We start from the raw sequence: 22197 nt of genomic DNA, 5'->3' as shown, positions 1-22197 counted from the left end.
CACGCCGGACTGGGGCCGACTCAGGAGGAGGTCACCGGCAGCAGCGGCTGGAAACGTCCCCAGCGGTGGATCTCGCACCCGTTGCTGCGACGGAAGTCGGCGTCGATCGGGCGTCCCGCCCAGGTGCCGGTGACATGCGCGGTGGCCGGGCCGCCGTACATCATCGTGCACTGCGCGCTCTGCGGAACGGGAGCGAACGGGTCCTCGCCCCACCGCGACATCCCGTCCAGCTTGTCGCAGGCGTCCTTGGCGGACCGGTGCGTGCCGCCGTCGGGGTGGCAGTACAGCTCGAAGGTGCCGTCGGTCCGCGGTGAACCGGAGTGGTGGACGGTGACCGTCAGGTGGTCGGAGGACCGCAGCCCGTCGAGGAGGGGCGCCAGACCTTCCGGGGAGCGGTGCTGGGGCAGCGGGATCGGGGCGGCCGAGGCGGCCGGCCCGAGGGTGAGGGCGGCGACGGCGGACACGGCGGCGGTGGCGGCCGCGGCGAAAAGGGAGGTCCGGCGGTGCGGCATCACAAGCTCCAGGGGCGAGTGCGGGGCGGGCACGCGGTGCGTACGCGCGGGGGGCGTACGGCTGCGTGACCGCACGGCCCCGCTTCTCCTAACGCGCCGCCGACGCCGACGTTGCGCCGCGGGAACGTCTTTGCCGGTCGGGTCGCCTGCCTAGTACGGTAGGGGGCGATTGGTGACAGCCCGCAGAGCTGTGCCATCATCTGGACACGCCACAGCGCGCTTGCGCGTGTGGGGTGTGTGGAGGCGTCGCCTAGTCCGGTCTATGGCGCCGCACTGCTAATGCGGTTTGGGGCTTACCCCCCATCGAGGGTTCAAATCCCTCCGCCTCCGCTTCTCTTCGTTCAGGCCCCGGTCGTCCGCGACCGGGGCCTGAACGCTTTTGCGCCTGCTGCGCGGGCCCTGCTCCCGGGCTCCGGCCACCGCCCGGCAGCCTCCCGCTACTTCCTTCGGGTTCTCCCCGGGCGGGCGTCCGTACGAGTACGCCTCGGCCGGCCCGCACGAACGGGGCGAGGCCCCGGCGTCCGGGTCACACCGTGACGCGAGCCCGGTGACGGGGGGCGGATATCCCCATGTGGGCCGGTACGGGTTTCGAAGAGGACTGCACCCGCCCGAACTTCGCCCGGATCATCGAGGAGCCCGCCGGGGCCCGGCCGCCCTCAGAACCCCCTGCGAACGCGTTTGTGCAGGTCAGAGGGGGTTGGGGGAATGGATTTCACCTCACGGCGCCGGTCATGTAATGTTGTTCCCGCAACGCCGACCGGCAAGAAAAACCGCCGGGAAAGCCAAGCGCTCGTAGCTTAACGGATAGAGCATCTGACTACGGATCAGAAGGTTGCAGGTTCGAATCCTGCCGAGCGCACACAGGTCAAAGGCCCCCTGGACATCGTCCAGGGGGCCTTTGACATCAGCGGGTGACATCAACGCGGGGTGCGGTGGGCATCACGCGGCCGGCGGGGCCTCCGGATCGTTCTTCTCTTCGTCGCCCAGGTTGTCCACCCCCAAGGCGTCGTCCATCCGGTCAGCCGCAGCCTTGAGAGTGGTCTGCATCACATGCGCGTACGTATCCAGTGTCATGGTGATGGTGCTGTGGCCCAGTGTCTCCATGATCGTGCGGGCATCGACGCCCTGAGCCAGGAGCAAGGAGGCGCAGGTGTGGCGGAGGTCGTGCACCCGTACGCGACGGACCTTGGCGTTCCGGCACAGGATCGTGAGCATGCGGTTGAGGCTGCGGGGGTCAGTGGCTCGGCCGGTGGCTGTGGTGAAGACCAGGCCGTTCGGCTGGTCGGGGACCGGCTGCCATTTGGAGCCGGCCACCTTCCGTTCCTCGTCCTGCTGCGCCCTGTGGGCGATGAGAGCGTCAACGCACCTCTTCGGCAGGGACACCGTTCGGAGTGACCGGGCCGTTTTCGGTGTGCCGAAGAGCAACTCGCGCTTGATGCGTTGGAGATTGCGCCGGACCCGGAGCTGACCGGCGGCCAGGTCGATGTCAGACCAGGTGAGCCCGAGAGCTTCCCCGCGACGCAGGCCGGTGGAGATGAGCAGCAGCCACAGGGCGTAGAGGCGGTGATTGCGGGCCGTCTTCAGCAAAATTCGGGCCTCAGCGGCATCCAAAGGCTGTACCTCCTGGGGTTCGACGGTGGGTGTCTCGACGATGCGGGCGACGTTGCGTGCGATCAGTTCCTCCCGGACGGCCTGCTGGAGCGCGGACCGAAGCACTGCATGGACGTATTGCACGGTGCGTGCCGATGGCCGGCGCCTGCAGCACTTGTTCACTGCGCAGCAAGTCCGGTCGTCCTTGGCGCGTGCCGCATCAACTCCTCGCAAGCAGCAGAGGCAGCCGCCCTTGAACGCCGCGAGGAACAGCCGGATGTCGGTAGGGGAGAGGCGATTGAGCTTCTTCTTGCCGAGGGCGGGTTTGATGTAGAGCCGTGAGAGGCCCTCGTAGCTGTTGAGTGTCGCGGGCTTGAGACGGTTGGGCGCGATGGCTGCGAGCCAGTAGGTGAGGAAGTCGCCGAACGCCATCGCGGACGTAGCGGCCGGGATTCCCTGCCGGGTCTTCTCCTGCAATTCGATGAGCTTGTTGCCCACGTCCTCGCGAGTCTTGCCATAGACAAACTTCCGCACCCTGGTCCCGTCGGGCCGGTAGACGTAGGCGGCGGCGTGATAACGCCCGTCAGTGCGCTTGGTGATCGTTCCTTCGCCGTTGGCGCGTCGCTTGGCCATCAGGCAGCTTCCTCCAATCGGTCGCGCATGTACGCGCGGACGCTGTCGACCGGGATGCGGCGGGCCCGCCCGATCGTGATGCTGGGGAGTTCGTTCGAGCGGATGAGGTCGTAGACCTTGCTGCGGCTGAGGCGCAGTGCCGTCATGACCTCCGGCACCCGTAGCGCGTCGATTGAGGTGGGCGGAGCTGTGCTCACGGCTGCCTCCACGGGCTGGCTTTCTGTTGAGTTGGTAGGTCGAACGCGCCCGTTTCCACGTGGCGTCTGTCCGAGCTGCGGATTTCTGCGTCATCGCGTCATTAGCGTCATGTGCGCTTCTGACCTGGGGGTTTGTGGTGACGCAGCGGTTTGGGGGTGCGTCATCGGTGACGCAGGCGTGCGTCATGGGGTGACGCAGGTGACGCGGGATGACGCAGCCGAATCCGTCCTGCGTCATCCCTGTTGCCGCAGCTCAGGGGGTGTTCTGGGCCTTCGGGTGACGCGGGTGACGCAGCTTTCCCCTTCTTAGGAAAAAAAGAGGGGGTGTCTGTTGTGTTGCGGTGCCGCTTCAGGCGTGAAGAAGGAGCCGCTTCGCGGCGCGTCCTGGGGGCGGCGTTCCGCCGAACAGCAAGAGGAGCACCCGGCGGCTTGGCGACTGGTGCTCCTCTTGCTTGTCCGTGCCTGTCGTGGATGCCGGTCAGAGCATCGACGGTTGCTCGTGGGGCGGTTGGGCCGGGCGTCGGGTCATTTCGATGTAGCGGCCATCCTTGGTGCGGCCCCAGTCGATGAGGACGGCTCGGGCGGCCAGGGTGGGCTGAAGGCGCTTGAGGCGGTCGGAGAGGACTTTCCCGGTGGTGGGCCACCCTTTGGGCAGAGGACGAAGCTCGTCGCCGCTGTAGAGGCCGGTGAGGCAGTGCAGCCACTCCGAGGACGTCATCCGGGTTTCCGTGCCCGGTTCGAGGGTGGCGGCGTGCTTGAGGACGGTCTGCGCGAGCAGGTCGCCTTCGATGACGTCGTCGTTGAGCTCGTCCAGGCTGCTCCGGTAGGCGGTGAGCGTCTGGAAGCCGGTCGCTGCGTCGAGTTGCGCGCACAGGTGGGCGAAATCAGCCATGCGCAGGTCGGTGGGGATGTCGGCTTCGGTCGCCCGGACCTTGACGGTGAGGTCGAGGAGGGAGCCGAGGATGACGGGCAGCGCGGGTTCGAACTCTGCCCACAGTTCCGCTTCGGTCCGCCTCACCCGGGGCCGCTCCAGACGCAGGGTCAGGAGGCGTTCGGCGAGGTCGGGGCGGATGACGCCGACGTCGATGCCGGTCAGGAGCAGGGGGCGGCGGTAGCGGGAGCGGACGACGTCGCCGTCGCTGAAGAGGGCGCGCTTGATGCTCTCGGCGCCGGTGACGATGCAGCACATCAGGTCGGACAGGTCCGGGGCCAGGTGGCTGAGGTTGTCCAGGGCGGTGACCCATCCGGCGGCGACGGCCGTGATCAGGTTCTCTTCGTCCTTCGGTGCGCGGCGCAGGTCGCCGGTCATGCCCTCAATGATCCGTACGAGCATCCGGCCCGCTGTGGACTTGCCGGCGCCCTGGGGGCCGGTGAGGAACGGGGCGGGGACGGGCACGGACGGTTCGAGGCAGCCGATGAGCCAGGCCAAGGCCAGGCTTTCGGTCTGGGCGGTGGCGAAGTTGGTCAGCCTCAGCAGGTGGTCGATGCCCTTGCCTTCGGTGTCCCGTGCGGGCAGGGGGAGTTCGCCGGTGAGCTGGGTGCGTCGCCAGCACACCTCTCGTGGGTCGGGGGTGAGGATGTCCCAGCCGGTGGGGTGGATGCGGACGGACTGTCCGTCGTCGCGGCCCAGGTCCAGCCACGTCGCCCCGTCGTATCCGGGGGCGACGCGGATGTGCGTGGGTTGGACGTCCTGGCTGAGTGCGAGTGCTTCGATCAAGTCCAACGCCTCCTTGAGTGATGTGCCGTTGAACACGCCGATTCCGTCGTTGAAGAGACCGACCATGAGTTCTTGGCGGTGGCTGCCTGTGGTGCCCTGGGAGCGGATCGGGCGGGCCACGGGGTGGCCGTTTTTCTGTGCGTAGACGGTGCCTTCGGTGGTGCGGAAGTACCGGAAGTGGGCTTTTGCGTAGTCGGTGATGATCTCGCGGGCCGGGGTCTTGTCGTCCTCGGTCATGGCTCACATCCCCAGTGCGGTGCGGGCGTTGGTCCACGCGTCAGTGCAGTGCCGGGGCGATTCGCCCTTGGCCTGAGCGGCGGCGAACAGCCGCGCGGTGTGCGCCTCGGTGAGGCAGCCGCACCGGCCGTGCCTGGACAGCACGGCGAGGAACGTGCGGTAGACGGTGGCGTGCACCGCCTCACGGGCTTCGGTGATGCGCTGCTCGGCCATGGCGATGCCACGGTCGAGGTACGTGGGCGTGCGGTGCGGACACTCCCCGCCGCCGGCCAGCGCGGGCACGGTGATGGCCGCCGGCAGGACTGCGGTCGGCTCCTTCACGGTCAGCGCGCGCACCACGTCCGGCAGGACCGTGAGGGTGCCGGAGCCGGGACCGAGCCACCGCGCGTACTGCATGGACGACTTGACGTCGACGCCGGGCCGTACGGCGTTGGCTGACTGCATGGCGCCTCGGTAGAGCCAGTGCTCGCCCCTGGTCGTCGGCACGATCCGGGTGGCGGGCAAGCTCGCACGGGCCCACGCGATGGCTTCAGCGTTGTCGAGGTCGACGACGGTGAGACCGGCGCCGCCGGGGTGGTAGGCCACCCCCGCCGCATCCCGCCACGCCTGCGCCCATGTAGACGAGTTGACGACACCGGGGGCGGTGGTGGCGGCGGCCCAGCCGTGGCACGGGTGCGGGCAGGTGCAGGGGCCCGGGGTCTTCATGTTCCACCGGCCACCGCAGGCGTTGCCCGCGCAGGCGCGGCAGTTGCCGAACGGGAGCTTGCCCGCCCGCAGCGGTAACACCGGCACCCCGGCCGTCGCCAGCTGCAGTGCGGTCCTCAGCGGCTCGGAGGGTCGCCGAATGTCGGTGGGTTGGGTCATGCTGGATACCTCCACTGTTCTGTTGCAGGTGGATGGGGCGGCCCGGTGTCATTGGCGTGAGCGGGGCCGCCCCTGGTGCGCCCCGCGAGAAGCGGGGAAACGGGGAGTGTCAGTAGGTGCCGCTAGATTCCGCGGCATGTCGAGTCTTGAACTTGCTCAGGGGTCCCTTACGACGCGCGCGGAACTCGCTGCGGATTACGGCGGTTCGCAGTACGGCGGCGGCATCGTGCCGGCCAACCAGAGCCAGAACATCTTTGTGTTCTCCGACCCGGCGGCCGGCAAGGAGCACGACTACACCTTCGATGGCCGCGCCGACGACGACGAGTTCGGCGTGCTCTACCTCTACACCGGCGCCGGCCAGGGCACGAGCGATCAGGAACTCACTGACCGCAACCGGTCTTTGCTGAACCATGCGCAGGCTGGTCGGGACGTGCACCTGTTCGTCGCCGACGGGGTAAAGCCGGGCACAACTACGGTGCGCCAGCGCTACATCGGCCAGGTCGTCGTCGACCCCATCCAGCCCTATGACGAGCGATGGACACGGGTGAACGGCCAGCCGGGACGTCGGCTGTATGTCTTCCGTCTGAGGCCTGCGCCCGGAGTCACGCTCGCGCTGACAGAGCAGGACACGATGCACGTGGCGCCGAAGACGGAAGCGTTGCCGGTGCCGCCGGCCGCCGAGGAGGCGCCGGAAACGTCAGCGACGGCTGTGCCGACCGAGCAGCACAGCACGGACACCGCTACTGCGAACGTCACCGGCGGCGCCCGCACAGTGCTGCGTCGGGAGGGTCGGCTCGCCAAGACGTTCGAGGCGCACTTGGAAGCGCACGGGCACGAGGTAAGCCGCTTCCAGATCCGGGTGAAAGGCGAGCGGAACACCTTCCTCACAGACACGTACGACGCGACCGACAACGTGTTGTACGAGGCCAAGGGCAAGGCCACCCGCGAAAACGTGCGCATGGCTATCGGGCAGCTGCGCGACTACCGGCGCCACATCGAGGTGCCGGACGGGCTGCGGCTGGCTGTGCTGCTGCCGGAAGAGCCCTCCAGCGACCTGCGGGCGCTGCTGGAAACAGAGGACATCGCACTGGTGACGCAGACCGCCGACGGGTTCGCCGGCTTCCCGCTCCCGTCGCCCCCCTCCTGAGCGATGCCGCCAGGCCGAGCCTCCCGCCGGCCAGGGGAGGCTCGCCGGAAGGAGCGGGCCGGGTCATGTTGGGTCTCACTGGTGGTTGTTCGTCTTGGCCCACACGCCGGCCGTGCGGCTGTGGACGGTGCGTTGGTCCTGGTGGACGAGGCTCTGGTAGTGGTGGTGGACGTCCGAGGCGGGCTTGGCCCGCTGGGCGAGCCGGCTGAGGGCGAGCACGAGGGCGGTGGGGGCGCCGAACACGAGGCCGCACACCACCGGGTCGGCGAACTGGGACACGTACATCACCAGCGCTGCCGTGCCGCCGACCATGGCGGTGGTGGCGCCGCCGGCGAGCATGAGCACGCTGGCATCGGTGGCGCCCTGGCTCATCGGGGGCCGTCCGGGCTGGGCGACGGGTGGGCTGTCGCCGTGGGCAGGGACCGGGGTGTCGTCGCGGTAGGCGGTGGGCCGGTAGGCGTCGGCGATGATCCGCCGGGCCTCGATATCGGCCTGAGCCTCGCTCAGCCCGGCGCCCGCCGAAGCCGTCTGAGGGGTGGTGTCGGGGTACATGTGGAATCCCTTCCGGCGCGTGTCCAGGGAGGCACAGACACCCCCTTCGGGGTGCCGTGTGGAGGGGGGTTCGGGGGGTCTGACCTGTGTGCCTCCCTGACTCCCTGAACGATCATTCGTGCAGGTCAGAGCCAGGGAGGCGGGTCAGGGAGGCGGTCAGGGAGTTCTCCCTGCCTCCCTGACCCGTCGGCGGCGCGCTCCCTGTCATCCTTCGGCGGAAGCGGAACCTTCTCCGTCGCGGTTGGCGAGGGCGCGGGCGATGCGGTCGCGGGCGACGACCATCACGCCGTCGGACTTGTAGGGCTCGGCGCCGGCGTCGTCCAGGACGCGCTTGAGGTCGATGAACGACCAGCCGCCGTAAGCGTCCGCGTCCCGCGTGGCGAGTCGCGCGAGAACGTCCTTGGTCCGCACGCGCGTCGCGTCCCCGACAACGGCGGCGATGTCGGCGAGCGCGTCGTGCTCTTCTTCTCGTTCGATGGCGTGCAGGGTGGTGACGCCGTCGCGCAGGGCCTTGGCCCGGTCGGTGATGGCTTCGGCTGCATCGTCGTCGATGTAGTGCGTGCGCACCGTGATGGACGACTGTCCAGCCGGGATGTCGATGCCGCTGGAGGCCAGCACCAGGGTTCCCTGGTCCAGGCCGGGGCGCAGCAGGTTCGGCGCGGCGCCGCCGTCAACGGCCTTGTCTCCCAGGGCCATGCGGGCCTGGGATTCGGTGCCCAGGGCGAGGGAGGCGCGGGTGTGGGCGCCCTCGCGGACCAGCTTGGGCAGGTTCTCGTTGGTCGGGTCCTGGGTGCCCTGCCACATCAGCACGTTCACGGCCCGCCCCTGGTTGTGGATTTTCCGGACGGCCATGAAGTACCGGGAGTTGGCCTTCGAGCCGCCGTAGGGGCGCTTTTCGGCGTCCTTGGCGGGGCACATGAACGCCACCTGTGCTTCGTCGACCAGCACGATCAGCGGCGGGAACACGGTGCCGGGCGGGGCCTGGATACGGCGGTTCATCTCGTGCACCGCGCCCTCGACCATCTCGGTCACCTGGATCACGTGCTCATCCGTCGGGCCCTGGATCAGGGTCGTGGCGAGACCGTCGAACATGTTCCAGTCGCCGACGCCCTTGAGGTCGCCCATGAGGAACTGCACCGACTTGTCCAGCGCGAGCCACAGGGCCAGGGAGCGCAGGGCGACGGTCTTGCCCTGGTTGGACAGGCCCGTGATGAGCAGGTGGCGCTGGTAGAGGCTCAGTGCGGCAGCGTCTCCGCGCAGGTCCTGGCCCCAGGGCGCCTTGCCCTTGGCGTAGTCGGCGGTCATCGACTCGTCGGTGACCAGCGGCGACGGGCCGATCGGCTCATCCAGCGCCCCGGAGTCGGCTACCCACAGCCGGACCGTGCGGGCCGCCTGGGGGATGGTGATGAACACTTCGTGTTCGTGCCGGGTGAGGTTTTCGGCGAGCTTGCGGCGCTTGCCCTGCACCTCGTTGGTCGACACCCCGGAGGGCAGGGTCACGTCGACTTCCACGCCGCATCCAGCGATCCGGATCGGACCGAGCATGCTCGCGCCGGCGTCGCCCATCTCCTTGATGGCGCGGGCCAGGGCGGGTACTCCGAGGTCGCGCAGGGCCTTGACCACGATGGACGGGGTGATCGGCTCACCCTCGCCCGACCGGACGTTGGCGGGCAGTGCCCAGGCGGGGGCGGCGTGCTGCTTGCGGCCGACCGACCACAGGGCGAGCAGGGCCAGGAACGGGCCGATCGTCAGCGCCGGGCCCCATACGACCTGCACGATCCGGATCAGCAGTGCGATGAAGTCGATGGTCGCGGTCAGCGGCGTGATGACGTCGGCGACGTGACCGGTGTTGAGGGCCATGATGACGCCGAGGGCGACGAGGACACCGATGCTCATGCCGGCGCCGACGGCCACGCCCTTGGCGGCGTCCATGGGCGAGTGCAGGAGGTCCATGCGGCGGTGGTGGCGGGCGGCGCGGAAGCGCTGCAGCTTCTCTTCCCACTCGTGGGCCATCTCCAGGTTTCCCGCGGCTTCGGCGGCCCGGATCATGCGCTCGTAGCGGGACCCGGTGCGGCCCTCCCACGTGCGGCGGGCCACGATCCGACCCCCGTTGAACGTGTAGAGGCTGTGCCGCGCCACGGAGCGCGCGGCGGTCTTGGTGGTGTCGTGAGTGACCGCGTGCTTCACGGCGCGGCCGGAGTGCACCCACAGCGGCACGGGCCGCGCGGGCGGGGCGTCGGGCACGACGGTGAGCACGGTGGGGGCGGTGTCGGTGGTGGGTGGGTCGGTGGGCTTGTGGAGGTGGACGACGTTCTCAGACATGCTGGAAGCGCTCCTGACTGTCCCACAAGGGGCCGGAGTTAGGGAGAGAGCCGGGGTGGCCGGGTCCGTGGCAGGGACGGCCACCCCGGGCAGCAGAGACGGGCGGTGAGCCTCACGCGGCGGGCAGTGCGCCGGCGAGCGCGGTCACCACCAGCGGGACTTCTTGGGCACGAGGTGGGGGTGGCCGTTGACCATGTGGTCAACGCACTGCGGGCAGTCCTCGCGGGGCCCGAGCTTGCGGTGAACGCGCCGGTCGTGGGCGTGCTGCCAGCACTGCGGGCACTCGCCGGGAGGCGTGTCCTTCATGGTCACCACCACCCCGACGACTTCTTAGCCGCCTTGTCGCGGGCGGCCTCGGTGATGAGCCGCTGACGCTCGCCGTGCAGGGCGGTCAGTTCCGCGTTCAGCCGCATCTCGGCAGCGTTGCCGGTGGAGTCGATCTGCGCCTCTGCGCGGCCGGTGCTGCGGCCCCGGGCGGCGCGGTAGGAGCCGCTGGCCAGGGCGCGGGCCATGGCCCGGCGCTCGCTGCCGTTCATCGGCCACGACTCGCCCCGCCGGACCGCTTCCAGCTTCTTCGTGGTCGCCTGAATCTCGCGATCCAGGCGACGGAGGTCGGAGTTGCCCATGTCAGGTTCTCCTTGGGGAGTTCGATGGGTCGGGGAGGCGGCTAGGCCAAGCCGCGTCACGCGGCGACGCGCTTCCATGCGGCCCGCAGGCGGACCTCGGAGGCGGAGTGGCCTGCGGCGCGGAAGCGGACGGCCATCTCGCGGTAGGACAGGGCGGGTGTCTCGCTGTACCGGATCTGGTCGACGAGCGCGTCGAGGGCTTCGTCGGTGAGGCCGGGCGCCGCCTCCGGGAGTACGGGGACCGACTCCGTGGGGCCCCAGACAGGGAGTTCCCAGCGGGCCGTGACGCCGGGTGTGACGGGGGCCGTCATGCTGGTCAATGCCGGTCCGGTGTGCTCGCCGTCCCGCGCCGTCTTCAGCGTCGACCATGCCCGCGAGAGGTGCTGGGCGGTCTTGGCCTGGACGCGTGCGACGCGTGCGCCGGCGGCCGTCACGGCCGTCAGCCGCGTCTCCTCGGTGACCGCCTCTGCCCGCAGCCGGGCGCGGGCCACGGCCGCTTCGTCGCGGGCCTCTTGCTGGATGCCCCGGATCGCTCCGAGCGCGCCCGGGGTGAGCGCGGTCCGCTCCCACAGACTGTGCACCAGCCACAGGGCCTTAGCCGCGATCGGCAGCCATGCCACGGCCAGCCACGCGCCGGCGGATGCTTCGGCGGTCAGCGCGTGCGCCACCAGGACGCCGGCCGCGAGAAGGCCGAAGCACCAGCCGACGGCGGTGACCGCGCGGTTGTGGTCGCCTTGTGCAGCCAGGCGGCGTTCGTAGGCGAGGGTGGCCAGCCATCCCCCGTCGATGCCGAGACCGACGACCACGGCGATGATCCAGGGCACTGCGGCGCCAAGCCACATCACGACCACGGCCAGGGTCAGCACCATGGACACCGCCGTCATCGCGACGGCGGGCAGGGCGGTCTTGGCTTTCATGCCGCGTCCCCCGTCCCGGCCTGGTTGGCCAGCTCACGGCGAGCGGCGAGCACCTTGCGCCCGGCCCGGCGGATGCGGCGGGCGTCCAGCTCGTTCGGCGTGCGGTCGAGCATCATGATCTGCGCGTCCAGCAACTCGACCTCGGCGGCGATGACCGGCATCTCCCGCTCGATCCGGTCGAGTTCGGCGTCGGTCGGCTCCAGGTCGATCGCGGTGGCGGTGAATAGGTCCTGGGCGGGGAGAATGAGCTTCATGGGTCGTGGTTCCTCTCGAAGTGACGGCCCAACAGCGGCTCCGGTGTTCCAGCACCGGAGCCGCGCCGTCGTGTGGGGTGGATTCAGACAATGGCGATGATGAGCGCGGCGACCAGCAACCACAGGTGGTGGAAGGACTGGTCCAGCGCGTAGGCGCCGGTACCGAGGTGGGCGGCCGGGCCGCCCTTGGCGGTGACGGGATGCGCGGGGTGGGTGGCGGTGCCGAGGCTGTAGAACTCGGCCTTGCCGGTGACCTTGGCCAGCCACGCCAGCGTGCTCCGACGGTCGGCCCACCAGTGCGTCACCGCATCCACGCCGATGCCGGCCACCAGTCCGACGGCGGAGAGGTTCAGACCCAGCAGGCGGCGACGGGCAGCAGTAACGCGAGCTTGGTGGCGGTCAGGGTGGCGACGTGCCGCGCGCCGGCCAGGCGGCCGACCCATCCGGGGCGACCCTTGTCTGCGGACTGGCAGGAGGTCTGCACCCAGTGATCACCCACGCTGTGAGCGACGTACAGGGCGACGAACACGGCGGCGAAAGCAGTAGCGGACATCGAGGTCCCTTCGGAGATAGATCCGGACTGTCCGGCTCCCCTCAGCCCCGCCCGTATGGCAGCGGGCCGGACGGGCGGAGGAGGCAACTGGCCCGCCGCAACAGAGCGCGGCGGGAAGGTGTGGTGGTGCGTGTCTCCTTCAGGCCAGCAACTCCCGTACGAGGTAGAGCCGCTGTGCCTGGCGAAGGCGTATGGAGACATGACCTTTCGGTCTAAGCCCTCCGGTGAATGACAAGGCGCCGGGCCGCCTCCCCCCGTCCGCTGCGGGGCTCCTGGGTGGTGCACCTGGGCGCCGACGAGGCGCCCAGGCAGGCAATGCACGGAGGTCGAGGCCTCCTGAGCTCCTGCACTCATGTACTTATGTGCAGGAGTTGCTGCAATGAGAATGCCCGACTCCTGCACATGAGTCAACCCGCCGCGAGAGCTTTCTTCGCGACGGGCTGGAGGCGGTGAGGCGTCGTCAGTCTCCGGCGGGAATGCGGTAGTCGAGAACGAACTGGTCAGCCGCCATGACGGTGTCGCAGACCTCGACCACCCGACCATCCTCGCTCTCCGCATTCCTGATCAGGTGGATCACGGGTGAGCCCGGGCTCAGGCTCAGGGCGCCGGTCTCCTGCTTCGTGGCGAGCCGGGCGCGGACGGTCTCCGTGAACTCCTTGAGTAGGTGCCCGTTCTCCTCGAGGCGCGCGTAGATACCGCCACCCCCGGGGTTCTCCGCAAGCAGCTCGGGGATGGCCTCCGCGATGTCCCAGGGGAGGTATGACGTCGCCTCTTCCGTCGGCGTCCCGTTGCTGAAGTACAGACGTCGGCGAGCCAGCACCTTGGTGCCGGCGGGTACGTCCAGGCGCTCTGCGATCTCGGCTGGTGCTTCCGTGGGGCCGATGTACAGCACGGTCACGCCTGCGGTCTTCCCGGCCTGCTCGGACTCCGCGAGGTAGGCGGCCTTGCCGGCCTTGCGGTGGGACCGCCGGAAGCGATCCGACGACTTACGGCGTACCGGCGGTTGGCTCTTCACGAACGAGCCCTTGCCGTGGTGGGTGTCGATCAAGCCGGTAGGTCGGAGCTCTGCCACGGCCTTGCGCGCCGTGCCCTGGGAGACGGAGTAGCGAGCCATGAGCTCCGACTCGCTGGGAACCTTGGTTCCAGGGGCGAGGACTCCGGACCTGATCTGCTGAGCCAGGTCTTCCGCGATCTGTAGGTACCGTGGCTGACCTGAGTCTCTAGAGGCTGCTGTGCCCATGTCCTTCAGTCCTCCTATGCTCCTGTACATGAGTAACGCTAACCGGGAAGGCCGGTCAATGTCGCTTCACTCGGTTTCGGTGGCTGGGGTGGTAGTCCGCGAGGACAGCCGCGTTCTCGTGATCAAGCGTGCCGACAACGGCGCTTGGGAAGCCCCGGGCGGCGTCCTCGAACTGGACGAACGCCCCGAGGGCGGTGCGTGCCGAGAGGTCCTCGAAGAGACCGGCATCAAGGTCGAGGCGGAGCGCCTGACCGGCGTCTACAAGAACATGACCCGCGGCGTCGTCGCCCTGGTCTTCCGCTGCCGGCCGGTCGGCGGTGAGGAGCGCACGTCAGATGAGTCCGTTGAGGTGCGCTGGTTCACTCGCGAAGAGATCGAGAACCACATGGTGGAGGCGTACGCGGTTCGAGTCCTCGATGCGCTCGATTCTGGGGAACCGCAGGTGCGTGCCCATGATGGTCGTCGGTTGCTGAACTAGTTCTGTGGGTGACTTTGAGGCGCGGGAGACGCGGTGCTCGTGCGAGTGCGCGCGACACCCGGAGTCGTGAGCCGAAAATCAGGTGAACGCCCACGCGTCCTCGCTAGGGCCCATCCGGTCGATTAGGCGACTGCTTGTACCTACGCATAATGACCCATAAGCCGATACATCTAAATAGATTGGTCGCAGCGCTAGCGAACTGCTCGGGCGTAGGGGTGGCGCCCTCAGCGTCGTTCTCCAGCTTGCGGATAGCTTCCAGCTCCCATGGCTCCAGCTCGCCTGCTCTGATCGCCTGGCCGGCGGCGACGATGATCTCAAGATGGAACGCCAGCGCCTCAGGCGTTCTGGGTGGTTGGTCGGGGTCTTCAGAGTTCGCCGATGGGGGCAGCGTATCGGCTGGCTCGAACAGGGGGCGCGCCTTGGCGACGATGAGGTCCCTGTCGAAGTAACCGGTGTACAGGGCTTCCGCAAGAGCATCTAGGAGTTCGCGCCGACTGGACTGTGTTCCTAGCCGCGGATCACCTACATCAGACATGACCCGTGCCGCGACTCCCCGCGCCCAAGCCTTTGTGCCCCGAGGGTCACCGACCCATGTCTGAAAAGCGCGAAGCGCCTGATCGGTCGATACCCATTCGTCGCCACCGTAGAGCCAAAGCGACAGGGGAACCGAGGCCAGCTCGGATAGGCGGGGAGTGCTGACCCTTTCTCTCAGCAGGGTTATGAAAAGGAAGCGTTGGTTCGCCGACTGAAGTGCCTTCTCTGAACCGTTCGGCCCTGTACGGCGTCGCTGAGGCTTCCCAAGTAGCCCCTTAGAGACCCAGTCGTGCACGAGGCGAGTCGTGGCGTGGTAGCCAGCAGCCGTCGCGTCCTCAACGAGATCGTCGATGGTTCCAGGCTCAGTGAACTCCATGGCGTGAGAGTAGCTAAGAACGTAGATCAACTTGCCGTGGATAGAAGCTGGTTGGCCCTCTAAGCAGTGACTTCGCCTTGGTCGTCAGGTTGTCGATCCTGCTGAAGACCCCACTGGCGTCTGGAAATTACATCGCCAGCACCTCGAAATTACATCTGCTCTGCGTCCTCGAACGGTAGGTCCGGCAAGTCTCAACTCCTAGGCTCGGAGAAGAGCTCAGGGGACCGCCGAAGGCTCGAACTCGCCAGTGCTGCCGTCGACGGTTCCCTGATGGCACCGCACGCCTGACAAGGAGACCGATGAGCAGTACCGCCCCCGACTGTAGGGCACCTATCCAGGAGCGTCACCAGAGGAGAGCTAGGCGCAGGTACGGGCGCCTCATCGGGCTTAGCGCCCTACGCGGGGCGGCCTCGGCCCTCGGATCGGCAGTGATTAGCGCTGTGCTGTGGTGGATGCAGTACCGCTGAACGACGCTCGGCGGAGCGGCGAGGGGCCGGCAGGAGGGCCTCGGGGGCCGTGGCTGACATCAACAGCTGACATCAACACGGGCACACACCGCCGGACGTGAGTGCCCTGGCCCGCCTATGTCGCGGCTGTCGAGAGCCGGCCACCATCTGCTGATCTGACCGCAGCACCCGCCTACGGATCAGAAGGTTGCAGGTTCGAATCCTGCCGAGCGCACAGCAGGCCAGAGGCCCCGTTCGAATCGAACGGGGCCTCTGGTGTTTCTCCTGACAGCAGCGATTGACGGCAACCGCCTCAGCGGAGTCGGTGCGGGGCCGATCAGATGGTTACCGGGACACCAGCTGTGCCGTCGTCATCGTCCGGCGAGTTGCCGTCACCCTCAGCGCGTCCCCCACGCGGTCGAAGGCGGAGCGCTGGGAGTCGAGCCGCACGAACGTGTAGATGATCACGGTCACGCGGACAAAGCGGCCGAAGGCCGCCGACGCTCCTGTCTACCGGCCCCGCTCCGGCAGCCCCCGGCAGCTCAGCGCGCAAGGACAGGAAGCGACCCACGCAGGCGCCACGACCAGGCGCACGCGACCAGCATCCGGGCGGGGCCCAATCCGCGTTCAGCCCCGCAGCTCACGAACAATCCAGAACACAGTGCAGCGTGGCGGGCAGGCCGGCGGGGGCGCGGGTGACACACGTGACGGGCGCTTCCTACAGCGCGGGAGCGTCGTGGCGGGCTTTCGGTGGCTGGTGTCGACGCTCCCACGATCACTCTCCGCTCAGCCAGGCCCCGATATGCAGTAACGGCCACAGACGCAGGAGAGCCCCGCCCGGCTGGTACTCACAGCCGGGCGGGGCCCTGTTGTCGACCAAGCGAGTTCCCCCGCGCGTTCTGTCGTCATGCCATCAGATACGAGTCCCCAATAAAGGAGTCGGCACCAGAGGCGTCCTGTTCACGCAATTCCTCCAGCCGCCTCTGGTACAGCGGCCCCGCTACATGTGCCGCTCGCGCCGGAGAGGGCGCGGCTTGCTCGATGAGGTGTTGAGCAGCGGCCTTGACCGCCGCCGACCAGGCCAGCACGTGCTGTTGAGCGCTACGCCCGCAATCCTGCGGTTCGCCGGGCAGACAGTGCGGCAGAGTGGGGCCGATCTTGTTCGCTGCATGGCGCACATGTCGAGCGATCACGTCCCAGTCTTCCTCAGTCCGCTGGACGGCTTCGGTGCCACCTTCATCCAGCCAGCTGTCGAAGTCGTCGCCGTGATCAGCCATGTGCGTGCTCCTACGATTCGGTCCAGCGATTCACGCGGGTGTGCCGATCGTAGCCGCGCTCGATGCCGCTTCCCGAGGGTCGCAGTGGCTCAACGAAGGAACACAGGGCGAGCACGGGCCACAGCTCGGCAGGAACTGCGGGGGCGTACAGGCTTCAGCCGGTTTCAGACCGTGGGCCGCTGCGATCTCCGCGCGGGCTTCCACTGTCCGCGAGCCGTTTCAGTCGAACACTGGGCGGCTGACCAGGCATCGTCACTGGGCGGCCCTGCCCAAAGCTACGGATCAGAAGGTTGCAGGTTCGAATCCTGCCGAGCGCAGAGCAGACCAGGGACCCCGTTCGAATCGAAGGGGGCCTCTGGTGTTTTTCCGCGGCGTGGGTCAGATGGGCACGCGGATCGAGCTGTGGCCGAGGACTTCCATGATCATGCGGGCATCGGCGCCCTGATCGAGGGACGGGGAAGTGCGCCCCCGCGCACTCAGGGGCGCACTGCCATGCCTTCCCGAGGGGTGCTCCCATCCCGTCCACCTTCGCCCCAGGCAGAGCCGAGCTGACGCGCCCCATGGCGTCCCTTTGGCTTCAAGTGCCTGTTCTCGAAGGCCCGGTGGGCCTAGGCTCGGCTGATGACCTTGGAGTTTCAGAATGTGATTGTTCATTCGGCAGATCCGCATGCCCTGGGGCAGTGGTGGGCCGAGGCTCTTGATTGGGTTGTGGTCTACCGCTCTGATGTGGAGTTCGCGATCCGCCCGGAGCCGGATCGCCGGCCGGGGTTGGAGTTCGTCCTGCTTGAAGAGAGCAAGAAGGCCAAGAGCCGACTGCATCTCGACTTCGTGCCTGATGATCAGGACGCCGAGGTGGCTCGCCTTGAGGCTCATGGTGCACAGCGTGTTGATATCGGTCAGGGTGACCAGTCGTGGGTTGTCATGGCGGATCCCGAAGGCAACGAGTTCTGTGTCCTTGGCCGACGACCTCAGTGAGAACCCCTGAGCGCGCGCGCAGTCAGGAGTACAGCAGCGAGGTACCCGTAACCACGCAAACAGCGAAGAACCACCGCGCCTGCTGCACATGTGGGGTGGCCGCCGGGTGGGTTCGTGAACCTCCGTAGGCCGTTATGCAGTTGACGGACCGCGAGGTGCGGGGTTCTCTGTGGCCGTGTCGAAACTTCGTATCGAAGCGGTGGACGGCGAAGCCGCGCTCCAGGATTGGCGTTACGTCCACAACCTGATCATTCCCAGTGCCGTGCTGTCTCTCGACGAGGTGCGTGAGAGGTCCGGGCGGTACCGGTTGGACGTCGCGTATCTCGATGACGTGGTGGTGGGCTGCACGACGGTGCGTCCGCCCACGAGTGACGAGCCGGCGGCCACGGTGATCGCTCGGGTGCTGCCCGAGCACCGTGGGCGAGGGTTCGGGGGAACTCTTTACGCGCGGGGGCTGGCGCAGGCGCGTGAGCTCGGCGTCGGGGCGATCGAGACGGTGGTGTGGGCCTCCAACACGGAAGGGCTGCGGTTCGCGCGGAAGCAGGGGTTCGTCGAGGTCGACCGGTACCTGCTGCCGGGGGACGAGGTGCCCTGGTTCACGTTGCGGCTGGCGTGAGTCTGCCGCGCGCGGAGAGAGTAGTGGCCCCGCCCGGGCGAACCGGGCGGGGTTTGTCATGTGTCAGGTGGTTGGGGAGCGGCGGGTGGGCCACGGGGTGACGACCACCTGGTGGATGTCCTCGTAGACGATGCGGCCGGGGCGTGTGGAGTGCACGCGGCGGCAGGGGATGTCGTGGGCGGCGAGGATCGTGAGGTAGCCGTCGACGCGGCCGATCAGTTCCAGGGAGGTCGACTTGAACCAGGCGACGGCGCCGGGATGGACGGCGGGGTCGTAGACGGTGGGGTCGACGGTCGTGGGGTCGGGGTAGTGCGTGTCGTACCAGTCGTTGTGGGTACGCCGGAAGCGCTCCTGGTCGGGGGTGAGCTCGCCGTTCTTGGCGAGGGTGTTGACCAGGGCGAAGACGCCGGGGAAATGGCCGCGGGGGTGGCGCGTGGTGCCTTGGAAGCGGACGAAGTGGGGGCCGGGCAGCGGGTCGGGGCGGGGGCCGGGGCCGGCGAGGGGGATGCGTCGGTGCTCGTCGGTTTCGATCCGGGCGGGGTCCGGGGCGGGGTGCGGCATGCGGGCTCCTGGGCGGGCTGGCCGGGGGCGTGAGGAAAGGATTAGGCGTTGGCCGGTGGGTCGCGTAGTGTCTGACCTACCGACGCGGGGTGGAGCAGCTCGGTAGCTCGCTGGGCTCATAACCCAGAGGTCGCAGGTTCAAATCCTGTCCCCGCTACTGACGCCGTAGGCCCGGTGGATTCTTCCACCGGGCCTACGGCTTTTTTGTCGTCCTGATCCGAGTGGCCGGAACCGGGTGATCCGGCGGTGCGGCCGGGGCGCGTCAGACCGGCTCGGCGTGGGTGGGTGCGGGCGGGGCCGTGTAGTGGACGGCTGGGCCCTGGTGGGCGGTGGCCAGGTGGGGGTGGAGGAGAAGCTCGTCGTCGTAGTCGCCGGTGTTCTGGTGGCGGAAGGCGAGCGGCTCGGTGGTGGGGAGGGCGCGCAGGCGCTCGCGCAGGCGGGTGGCGGCCTTCTCGTAGTCCTCGCCCGTGGCGCGGTCCGCGCCGGGGATCAGGAGTGGGGGGACGACGGACATGCCGGTGTACCAGAGCGTGCCGTGCTGGAGGGGGAACAGGAGGTCGTTCAGGTCGCCGTTGACGCCGCGGGGGCCGAGGGTGGCGGCGCGGGCCCCGGCGGTGACCACGACCATGGCGCGCTTTCCGGCCAGCTTGCCGTCGCCGTAGCGTCGCGGGCGGCCGGTGGCGGGATCGGTGAGGCCGAAGGCGAAGCCCTTGACGAAGACGCGGTCGAACCAGCCCTTGAGGATGGCGGGCATGCCGTACCACCAGAGGGGGAACTGGACGACGAGCGTGTCGGCCCAGGCGAGTTTTTCCTGTTCGGCGCGGATGTCGGGGCTCAACCGGCCGTCCGTGTAGGCGTGTTCGGAGGCTTCGCCGATGCGGAGGCGGTCGGCCGGGGCGTGGGCGTAGTCGTCAGCGTCTACGACCGGGTTCCACTTCATGGCATGGAGGTCGGAGACCTCGTGCCGGTGGCCGTGGGCGTCGAGGGCGCGCAGCCCCTCGGTCTTGAGGGAGCCGCTCAGCGAGCGGTGATCGGGGTGGGCGAACAGCCAGAGGACCTTCATGCCCTCCACTGTCCGGCGGGATGGTGGAACGGACGAGTGGCCCGATGGCCATAGTGTGCAAGGATCGGGCCATGGGAGTCATGGTGAGTGGGCGTAGCGGGCGGGCTGCTTCCCCGGACGGACGGCAGGTGCCGCGCCGGGAGGCACAGCAAGCGGCTTCCCGGGACGGGCGGCAGGCGTTTTCCCGGGACGGGCGGCACCGGGTCGCGGTGCTGGTGCGGGACGGGATGCTGCCGATCGAGGTGGGGATCGTGCACCGCATCTTCGGGGAGGCCAGGTCGGCGGCCGGGGAGCGGCTCTATGAGCTGGTGACCTGTGCGCCGGAGCCGGGCGAGGTGCGTACGGACACCGACTTCACGGTGAATGTCGCGCACGGTCCGCAGGTGCTCGCCGAGGCGGACACCGTCGTCGTACCGGCCTCGGGGGCGGACTACGAACCGGGGACGGAGCGGAGCGCCGGCCGGCTGAGTCCGGCGATGGCCGAGGCCCTGGCGCACATCCGGCCGGGGACGCGGATCGCGTCGATCTGCACGGGGGCGTTCGTCCTGGCGGCGGCCGGGCTCCTGGACGGGCGGCGGGCGACCACCCACTGGCGGTCGGTGGCCGATTTCCGCCGGCTGTTCCCGTCGGTCGAGCTGGACGCGGACGTGCTGTACACCGACGAGGGCGATGTGCTGACGGCGGCGGGCGTCGCCTCGGGGCTGGACCTGTGCCTGCACATGATCCGCTGTGATCACGGGGCGGCCGTGGCCAACGATGTGGCCCGCCGCACGGTGGTGCCGCCCCACCGGGAGGGCGGCCAGGCGCAGTTCATCCAACGGCCGGTTCCCGAGCCCCAGGTGTCCTCGACGGGGGCGGCGCGGGCGTGGGCGCTGGAGCATCTGGACCGGCCGCTGAGCCTGCGGGAGCTGGCGGCGCGGGAGGCGATGAGCGTACGCACCTTCACCCGGCGGTTCCGGGAGGAGGTCGGGATCTCGCCGTTGCAGTGGCTGACGCAGCAACGCATCGAGCGGGCACGGCAGTTGCTGGAGGAGACCGACCTGAGCGTGGACCGGATCGCGGGGGAGGCCGGCTTCGGCACGGCGGCTTCGCTGCGCCAGCATCTGCAGTCGGCGCTCGGGGTGTCCCCTCGGGCGTACCGCAGCACGTTCCGGGGGCCGGAGCTGCGCGTGGCGCGGTAGGGGCGGGGAAGGGCGGTCCGTGGCGGGGAGGGCCGTGCGCGTCGGCCTCGACCGGGGTGCGCGGGCGCTGAGCGGCGACGCCATGGTCGGCTCGGGGCCGGTGCGGGGCCGAGCTCAAGGGCTCGGCGGGCCGGGTGCGGGCCGTAGGCTGGCGGCGTGTGGCGATGTACGGGACCGCGCTGGTCGGGCGGTGGAGCAGGGACGGCGGGACGGTACGAGCAGCGGCTCGGCTGGTACAGCGCCGAGCGCGGCGAAGACCGCGTCAGCATGCTCCCCGCCGGTAAGGCCCTGGCGTTCGCGGCGCGGGGGGAGCGGCGGTGCCTGGGGGTGTGGCGGGCCGGCCGGTGGATCGTCTGTCCGTATGCGGCGGTGCTGGACGGGGCGAGCGCGAAGGACCAGTGCGCGCGGTGTGCGCAGCTCGACCGGTCGCGTTCGGTGGCCGCGGACACCATGGCCGACGACAGGCGCCCGTACGGCGTCTATCTGGCGTACTTCGGTCCCGGGCTCCTCAAGGTGGGGATCACGGCCGCCGAGCGAGGGCCGGCGCGTCTGGTGGAGCAGGGCGCGGTGGCGTACGCGTGGTTGGGGCGCGGGCCCCTGATGGCGGCGCGGCGTGCGGAGGCGCTGCTGGGGAGTGCGCTGGGCATTCCCGACCGGTTCGGGAAGGCGGCGAAGCGGGCGGCGCGCGGGGCGCTGCCGCCACCGGCAGAGCGGGCTGCCGAACTCGCTCAACTACACGCCACCGCACGGGCGTTGACGGGATGGCCGGAGACGCTGGAGCCGGTGGCGTTCTCCTGCGGCGACCACGGTGAGCTGTTCGGGCTGGACCGGATTCCCGCGGAGGCGCCGGAGCTGGCGGGCCTGGCGCCGGGCGCGGAAATCGTGGGCGAGGTGCTGGCCGGTGTGGGAGCCGATGTGTATCTGCGACTCGCGGGGGAGGGCGAGCCGCCGGGGGGCGGGGCGGATGAGGCCGGCGTGGTGGCTGTGCTGGATGCCCGGATGCTGTCCGGGTGGGTGCTGGGCCCGGCCGAGGGGCGGGTGACGACGGTGCCCGTACGCGCAGCTGCGTACGGCTCGGGGGCGCGGCCCGGCCCGAGGCGACGCGAGGAAGAGCGGGGCGGCGGCCAGGAGGGTCTTTTCTGAGGGGAGGGCCAGGGGAGGGCTAGGGGGAGAGGCGCAGGGGTCGGGCGCTGAAGAGAGGCCGGGGTGTTGCGAGCTGATCTCTGTGCCGAGGGGGCTGACCTGTGCGGTGGCGTTCTCCCCCGGGGTTTTCTCTGATAGGTGTGGTGGGCACAGATCGCCACCGTGGGCAGCGGAGGGCGTCGGATG

The 22197-nt window shown here is 69.2% G+C and carries 23 protein-coding genes, 3 tRNA genes and 1 pseudogene; 9 read left to right on the top strand and 18 right to left on the bottom strand.

Translation table 11 applies throughout. From position 1 onward, the window contains the following. Nucleotides 1-20 precede the first annotated feature (20 nt). Nucleotides 21-512, bottom strand: coding sequence for an SSI family serine proteinase inhibitor (locus tag ACH4FH_RS03455; protein ID WP_398554057.1), 492 nt, complete (start codon nucleotides 510-512; stop codon nucleotides 21-23). A 239-nt stretch (nucleotides 513-751) separates the two neighbouring features. On the opposite strand from ACH4FH_RS03455, the gene ACH4FH_RS03450 reads away from it, so the two are divergent. Continuing rightward, nucleotides 752-842 (top strand) — tRNA-Ser (locus tag ACH4FH_RS03450). A gap of 456 nt (nucleotides 843-1298) precedes the next feature. Further along, nucleotides 1299-1371 (top strand) — tRNA-Arg (locus tag ACH4FH_RS03445). A gap of 80 nt (nucleotides 1372-1451) precedes the next feature. On the opposite strand, the gene ACH4FH_RS03440 is transcribed toward ACH4FH_RS03445, so the two are convergent. From ACH4FH_RS03440 to ACH4FH_RS03425, 4 genes are all read right to left on the bottom strand, one after another. Next, a complete protein-coding gene (locus tag ACH4FH_RS03440; protein WP_398554056.1) occupies nucleotides 1452-2735 on the bottom strand; it encodes a tyrosine-type recombinase/integrase in 1284 nt (427 codons plus the stop codon). Next, nucleotides 2735-2932 (bottom strand): helix-turn-helix domain-containing protein, encoded by a 198-nt coding sequence (locus tag ACH4FH_RS03435; protein WP_078889597.1) that lies wholly within the window; start codon nucleotides 2930-2932, stop codon nucleotides 2735-2737. The genes ACH4FH_RS03440 and ACH4FH_RS03435 overlap by 1 nt, the downstream gene beginning before the upstream one ends. A gap of 478 nt (nucleotides 2933-3410) precedes the next feature. Continuing rightward, nucleotides 3411-4886 (bottom strand): ATP-binding protein, encoded by a 1476-nt coding sequence (locus tag ACH4FH_RS03430; RefSeq protein ID WP_398554055.1) that lies wholly within the window; start codon nucleotides 4884-4886, stop codon nucleotides 3411-3413. Between the two features lie 3 nt (nucleotides 4887-4889). Continuing rightward, nucleotides 4890-5750, bottom strand: a complete 861-nt coding sequence (locus tag ACH4FH_RS03425) for a bifunctional DNA primase/polymerase (protein ID WP_398554054.1) — start codon at nucleotides 5748-5750, stop codon at nucleotides 4890-4892. 136 nt (nucleotides 5751-5886) lie between these two features. Between ACH4FH_RS03425 and ACH4FH_RS03420 the strand changes: the two genes are divergently transcribed. Further along, entirely contained in the window at nucleotides 5887-6897 is a 1011-nt protein-coding gene (locus ACH4FH_RS03420; protein ID WP_398554053.1) for a hypothetical protein, read from the top strand. 75 nt (nucleotides 6898-6972) lie between these two features. Here ACH4FH_RS03420 and ACH4FH_RS03415 read toward each other — a convergent pair whose 3' ends face one another. The 8 genes and pseudogenes from ACH4FH_RS03415 to ACH4FH_RS03380 all read right to left on the bottom strand — a co-directional run bounded on the left by ACH4FH_RS03415 (nucleotide 6973) and on the right by ACH4FH_RS03380 (nucleotide 13361). Then, entirely contained in the window at nucleotides 6973-7449 is a 477-nt protein-coding gene (locus ACH4FH_RS03415) for a hypothetical protein (protein WP_398554052.1), read from the bottom strand. 204 nt (nucleotides 7450-7653) lie between these two features. Beyond that, nucleotides 7654-9771, bottom strand: a complete 2118-nt coding sequence (locus ACH4FH_RS03410) for an FtsK/SpoIIIE domain-containing protein (protein ID WP_398554051.1) — start codon at nucleotides 9769-9771, stop codon at nucleotides 7654-7656. Between the two features lie 144 nt (nucleotides 9772-9915). After that, on the bottom strand, nucleotides 9916-10077 hold the full coding sequence (locus ACH4FH_RS03405; RefSeq protein ID WP_398554050.1) for a pRL2-8: 162 nt from the start codon (nucleotides 10075-10077) through the stop codon (nucleotides 9916-9918). 2 nt (nucleotides 10078-10079) lie between these two features. Then, nucleotides 10080-10397: a hypothetical protein gene (locus ACH4FH_RS03400; protein WP_398554049.1), complete on the bottom strand. Its 318-nt coding sequence runs from the start codon at nucleotides 10395-10397 to the stop codon at nucleotides 10080-10082. Between the two features lie 56 nt (nucleotides 10398-10453). Beyond that, a complete protein-coding gene (locus ACH4FH_RS03395) occupies nucleotides 10454-11314 on the bottom strand; it encodes a protein spdB (RefSeq protein ID WP_398554048.1) in 861 nt (286 codons plus the stop codon). After that, nucleotides 11311-11568 (bottom strand): DUF6284 family protein, encoded by a 258-nt coding sequence (locus tag ACH4FH_RS03390; RefSeq protein WP_398554047.1) that lies wholly within the window; start codon nucleotides 11566-11568, stop codon nucleotides 11311-11313. The genes ACH4FH_RS03395 and ACH4FH_RS03390 overlap by 4 nt, the downstream gene beginning before the upstream one ends. Before the next feature lie 83 nt (nucleotides 11569-11651). Further along, a pseudogene (locus tag ACH4FH_RS03385) lies at nucleotides 11652-12121 on the bottom strand (transcriptional regulator). A 460-nt stretch (nucleotides 12122-12581) separates the two neighbouring features. Beyond that, nucleotides 12582-13361 carry a GntR family transcriptional regulator gene (locus ACH4FH_RS03380; RefSeq protein WP_398554046.1) on the bottom strand — a complete coding sequence of 260 codons (780 nt, stop codon included), beginning with the start codon at nucleotides 13359-13361 and terminating at the stop codon, nucleotides 12582-12584. A gap of 16 nt (nucleotides 13362-13377) precedes the next feature. Between ACH4FH_RS03380 and ACH4FH_RS03375 the strand changes: the two genes are divergently transcribed. Beyond that, nucleotides 13378-13839: an NUDIX domain-containing protein gene (locus tag ACH4FH_RS03375; RefSeq protein ID WP_398554045.1), complete on the top strand. Its 462-nt coding sequence runs from the start codon at nucleotides 13378-13380 to the stop codon at nucleotides 13837-13839. 103 nt (nucleotides 13840-13942) lie between these two features. On the opposite strand, the gene ACH4FH_RS03370 is transcribed toward ACH4FH_RS03375, so the two are convergent. The 3 genes from ACH4FH_RS03370 to ACH4FH_RS03360 all read right to left on the bottom strand — a co-directional run bounded on the left by ACH4FH_RS03370 (nucleotide 13943) and on the right by ACH4FH_RS03360 (nucleotide 16472). Further along, nucleotides 13943-14749 (bottom strand): hypothetical protein, encoded by an 807-nt coding sequence (locus tag ACH4FH_RS03370; RefSeq protein ID WP_398554044.1) that lies wholly within the window; start codon nucleotides 14747-14749, stop codon nucleotides 13943-13945. Nucleotides 14750-15540: 791 nt separating this feature from the next. Next, on the bottom strand, nucleotides 15541-15669 hold the full coding sequence (locus ACH4FH_RS03365) for a hypothetical protein (protein WP_398554043.1): 129 nt from the start codon (nucleotides 15667-15669) through the stop codon (nucleotides 15541-15543). Between the two features lie 431 nt (nucleotides 15670-16100). Further along, nucleotides 16101-16472 (bottom strand): hypothetical protein, encoded by a 372-nt coding sequence (locus ACH4FH_RS03360; RefSeq protein WP_398554042.1) that lies wholly within the window; start codon nucleotides 16470-16472, stop codon nucleotides 16101-16103. A gap of 621 nt (nucleotides 16473-17093) precedes the next feature. Between ACH4FH_RS03360 and ACH4FH_RS03355 the strand changes: the two genes are divergently transcribed. Both ACH4FH_RS03355 and ACH4FH_RS03350 read left to right on the top strand, forming a co-directional pair. Then, complete coding sequence (locus tag ACH4FH_RS03355) at nucleotides 17094-17447, top strand: VOC family protein (RefSeq protein ID WP_398554041.1); 354 nt, start codon at nucleotides 17094-17096, stop codon at nucleotides 17445-17447. A gap of 175 nt (nucleotides 17448-17622) precedes the next feature. Continuing rightward, nucleotides 17623-18063 (top strand): GNAT family N-acetyltransferase, encoded by a 441-nt coding sequence (locus ACH4FH_RS03350; protein WP_398554040.1) that lies wholly within the window; start codon nucleotides 17623-17625, stop codon nucleotides 18061-18063. Between the two features lie 63 nt (nucleotides 18064-18126). Here ACH4FH_RS03350 and ACH4FH_RS03345 read toward each other — a convergent pair whose 3' ends face one another. Continuing rightward, nucleotides 18127-18624, bottom strand: coding sequence for a hypothetical protein (locus ACH4FH_RS03345; RefSeq protein ID WP_398554039.1), 498 nt, complete (start codon nucleotides 18622-18624; stop codon nucleotides 18127-18129). Between the two features lie 83 nt (nucleotides 18625-18707). Between ACH4FH_RS03345 and ACH4FH_RS03340 the strand changes: the two genes are divergently transcribed. Further along, nucleotides 18708-18781: transfer RNA gene (locus tag ACH4FH_RS03340), tRNA-Met, on the top strand. Between the two features lie 105 nt (nucleotides 18782-18886). Here the strand turns inward: ACH4FH_RS03340 and ACH4FH_RS03335 are convergent. Continuing rightward, on the bottom strand, nucleotides 18887-19687 hold the full coding sequence (locus ACH4FH_RS03335; RefSeq protein WP_398554038.1) for an NAD(P)H-dependent oxidoreductase: 801 nt from the start codon (nucleotides 19685-19687) through the stop codon (nucleotides 18887-18889). A 71-nt stretch (nucleotides 19688-19758) separates the two neighbouring features. On the opposite strand from ACH4FH_RS03335, the gene ACH4FH_RS03330 reads away from it, so the two are divergent. Both ACH4FH_RS03330 and ACH4FH_RS03325 read left to right on the top strand, forming a co-directional pair. Beyond that, the gene (locus ACH4FH_RS03330) at nucleotides 19759-20868 is read left to right on the top strand and encodes a GlxA family transcriptional regulator (RefSeq protein WP_398554037.1); all 1110 of its coding nucleotides are present in this window, start codon (nucleotides 19759-19761) and stop codon (nucleotides 20866-20868) included. Nucleotides 20869-21135: 267 nt separating this feature from the next. Then, nucleotides 21136-22011, top strand: a complete 876-nt coding sequence (locus ACH4FH_RS03325) for a DUF2797 domain-containing protein (protein WP_398554389.1) — start codon at nucleotides 21136-21138, stop codon at nucleotides 22009-22011. The last annotated feature ends 186 nt before the right edge of the window (nucleotides 22012-22197 follow it).

Origin of the sequence: Streptomyces sp. NPDC017993 (assembly GCF_044328065.1) — a bacterium.
Taxonomy (GTDB): Bacteria; Actinomycetota; Actinomycetes; order Streptomycetales; family Streptomycetaceae; genus Streptomyces.
The sequence above is the reverse complement of the archived record's forward strand: the minus strand, read 5'-3'. Positions and strand labels throughout refer to the sequence as shown.

What these genes read in the sequence shown, in the direction of transcription:
- ACH4FH_RS03360 (WP_398554042.1), bottom strand. Translation starts at nt 16,472, where the DNA reads ATGGCTGATCACGGCGACGACTTCGACAGCTGGCTGGATGAAGGTGGC.
- ACH4FH_RS03425 (WP_398554054.1), bottom strand. Translation starts at nt 5,750, where the DNA reads ATGACCCAACCCACCGACATTCGGCGACCCTCCGAGCCGCTGAGGACC.
- ACH4FH_RS03430 (WP_398554055.1), bottom strand. Translation starts at nt 4,886, where the DNA reads ATGACCGAGGACGACAAGACCCCGGCCCGCGAGATCATCACCGACTAC.
- ACH4FH_RS03420 (WP_398554053.1), top strand. Translation starts at nt 5,887, where the DNA reads ATGTCGAGTCTTGAACTTGCTCAGGGGTCCCTTACGACGCGCGCGGAA.
- ACH4FH_RS03370 (WP_398554044.1), bottom strand. Translation starts at nt 14,749, where the DNA reads ATGGAGTTCACTGAGCCTGGAACCATCGACGATCTCGTTGAGGACGCG.
- ACH4FH_RS03345 (WP_398554039.1), bottom strand. Translation starts at nt 18,624, where the DNA reads ATGCCGCACCCCGCCCCGGACCCCGCCCGGATCGAAACCGACGAGCAC.
- ACH4FH_RS03400 (WP_398554049.1), bottom strand. Translation starts at nt 10,397, where the DNA reads ATGGGCAACTCCGACCTCCGTCGCCTGGATCGCGAGATTCAGGCGACC.
- ACH4FH_RS03375 (WP_398554045.1), top strand. Translation starts at nt 13,378, where the DNA reads ATGCTCCTGTACATGAGTAACGCTAACCGGGAAGGCCGGTCAATGTCG.
- ACH4FH_RS03330 (WP_398554037.1), top strand. Translation starts at nt 19,759, where the DNA reads ATGGGAGTCATGGTGAGTGGGCGTAGCGGGCGGGCTGCTTCCCCGGAC.
- ACH4FH_RS03390 (WP_398554047.1), bottom strand. Translation starts at nt 11,568, where the DNA reads ATGAAGCTCATTCTCCCCGCCCAGGACCTATTCACCGCCACCGCGATC.
- ACH4FH_RS03440 (WP_398554056.1), bottom strand. Translation starts at nt 2,735, where the DNA reads ATGGCCAAGCGACGCGCCAACGGCGAAGGAACGATCACCAAGCGCACT.
- ACH4FH_RS03355 (WP_398554041.1), top strand. Translation starts at nt 17,094, where the DNA reads ATGACCTTGGAGTTTCAGAATGTGATTGTTCATTCGGCAGATCCGCAT.
- ACH4FH_RS03415 (WP_398554052.1), bottom strand. Translation starts at nt 7,449, where the DNA reads ATGTACCCCGACACCACCCCTCAGACGGCTTCGGCGGGCGCCGGGCTG.
- ACH4FH_RS03455 (WP_398554057.1), bottom strand. Translation starts at nt 512, where the DNA reads ATGCCGCACCGCCGGACCTCCCTTTTCGCCGCGGCCGCCACCGCCGCC.
- ACH4FH_RS03380 (WP_398554046.1), bottom strand. Translation starts at nt 13,361, where the DNA reads ATGGGCACAGCAGCCTCTAGAGACTCAGGTCAGCCACGGTACCTACAG.
- ACH4FH_RS03335 (WP_398554038.1), bottom strand. Translation starts at nt 19,687, where the DNA reads ATGAAGGTCCTCTGGCTGTTCGCCCACCCCGATCACCGCTCGCTGAGC.
- ACH4FH_RS03410 (WP_398554051.1), bottom strand. Translation starts at nt 9,771, where the DNA reads ATGTCTGAGAACGTCGTCCACCTCCACAAGCCCACCGACCCACCCACC.
- ACH4FH_RS03325 (WP_398554389.1), top strand. Translation starts at nt 21,136, where the DNA reads ATGCTCCCCGCCGGTAAGGCCCTGGCGTTCGCGGCGCGGGGGGAGCGG.
- ACH4FH_RS03395 (WP_398554048.1), bottom strand. Translation starts at nt 11,314, where the DNA reads ATGAAAGCCAAGACCGCCCTGCCCGCCGTCGCGATGACGGCGGTGTCC.
- ACH4FH_RS03405 (WP_398554050.1), bottom strand. Translation starts at nt 10,077, where the DNA reads ATGAAGGACACGCCTCCCGGCGAGTGCCCGCAGTGCTGGCAGCACGCC.